The 1,808-nt window shown below is 45.4% G+C and carries 1 protein-coding gene; it reads left to right on the top strand.

Annotation, left to right across the window (positions count from 1 at the left end; genetic code table 11):
- Positions 1 to 225 precede the first annotated feature (225 nt).
- On the top strand, positions 226 to 1,170 hold the full coding sequence (locus tag Q0614_RS03815; protein ID WP_298786654.1) for a YccF domain-containing protein: 945 nt from the start codon (positions 226 to 228) through the stop codon (positions 1,168 to 1,170).
- Positions 1,171 to 1,808 lie beyond the last annotated feature (638 nt).

Raw genomic sequence — 1,808 nt, 5'->3', positions numbered from 1 at the left:
GGTTTGCATGCACAAGGCTCGTTTTGTACGTCGTAGCCGCAGGTGCAGTTGCGCCGCGTGCAGTGTGCACCTTAGCGCCTCTTGGCGCTTTGCTGCGCCATAGTATTTCGGCGCATCCTTCCGCGCGAGTTACGAAAATACTCTACAAAACGGGTGAGAGAGGCTGTGCGAGCTGTCCGAGGCGGGCGGCTTGCTTGATTTACATAATTTATAAAGAGGTAAAATATGCGTATCTTAGGTAACATTATTTGGTTTTTTATGGCTGGTTGGATCTTGGCTATCTTGACCTATTTGTCGGGTTTGATCCTTACCATTTTAGTCGTGACCGCTCCCGTGGGGTTAGGTCTTATGGAATACGGCAAATTCTTATTTTTACCCTTTACGCACGATATGGTGCGTAAAAAGAAAGGATCGGTAAGCGACGCGGTGCATATGACATACCAGACTTACGCGAATATCGTTAAAGTCATTTATATCATAGTTTTTGGTATTTGGCTTTTTATTGGTGGAATTTTTACGGTTATAGGTCAGTTCATTACCATCATCGGAATTCCGTGCGCTATCGTGCTTGCCAAGTCATTAGGCACTATCTTTAATCCCGTAGATAAGGTCTGCATCAGCCACGATTTAGCCGAGGAACTAAGACGTAGAGTGGCTGCAGCTAAAGCGGACGAGATAAGCGGAGTGCAGCAAAGCGCAGCCGCAGAGTCGCTACAAAACTGCGAATACGACGTAACGCCTCAGAAGCTATCCGTAGTGACGATAGTAGCTACGGTATGTAGCGTGGTGCTTGTTTTGCTCGCAGCAACGGTTGTGCTACCGAGAGTGAACTTATTGGCTACTAGGGAGGATGCGGAGATTTCTAAATTAACGACAAATTTAATGACTGTTGAGATTGATATAAGGACCTATAATATGGGGCATGGAAAATTCTCATCCGATCTTTCGGCTATGACGAATGTTCCTTTAATATCTAACGGAGTGAATTCGGCGTATCTAATGGGCGCGAATATCTACAAATGCTTCGTAATCAGCGTGGATAACAAAAAGAAAACGATTACTATCGAAAAAGGGCCCGATGCCGAAAATAAGATTTGCAAGGGAGCGTCTGAAAATCATTACGGCGCCGAGATATTGTCGAGATCGCCTATTAGCGTAGAAAGCTTTTGATCGGTTCGCGAGTACGGCGAGTTTATCGCGGCGGATTTAAAAGAGAATTTACGCGTAAAGATGAAATTTGCATCAAAATTTATCTTTTTATCCGCCATCTTTGCGAACGCTAAACGGCGCCGTATCGCGCGAGGCGCCATGCTACGCGATACGGCTACGCGGCTCGCCTGTAAGTTTTGCTTTCGTTGCTTGCGCTTTTGTATGCTATACGACATGTGCGCTTGCTCCGACGGCTATTTTTTGACATTTGCTGTATGCGATACGGCGCATTGCTAGCTTCCGCGGTTCGCTCGCATTCCGTATGTGATGAGGCATTTTCACTTCGGCACGATTTTAAATTTAAATTTGGCGCAAGATTACGCAAGGCCGTAATGCGCTGTAAATCCTAGCGCCGCGTTTGTCATTAGCTTATGCACTGCGACGCATTTTAGATCGCGCCGTTAAATTTTAAAATTTTAAATCGTTTGCTTTGATTTGTTGTTTGCTCGCTTTCAAAGCGGCGTGAAATTTGCACAAAAGCCGCGGCGCGCCGTAGAGTTTAGCCGCGCCGTCCGTCAGAGCGCTGGGCTTGAAATTTATGATTAATTTTAACGCCGTTTTAAGATTATTTTTGTAAAATCACATTTCTTTTTTACCGC

The sequence above is a fragment of the uncultured Campylobacter sp. genome (assembly GCF_937997595.1).
In the GTDB taxonomy this organism is placed as follows: Bacteria; Campylobacterota; Campylobacteria; order Campylobacterales; family Campylobacteraceae; genus Campylobacter_B.
The sequence above is the reverse complement of the archived record's forward strand: the minus strand, read 5'-3'. Positions and strand labels throughout refer to the sequence as shown.

Bases quoted from the DNA above. Each gene is read 5' to 3' on its own strand.
- Q0614_RS03815 (WP_298786654.1), top strand. From the start codon at position 226: ATGCGTATCTTAGGTAACATTATTTGGTTTTTTATGGCTGGTTGGATC.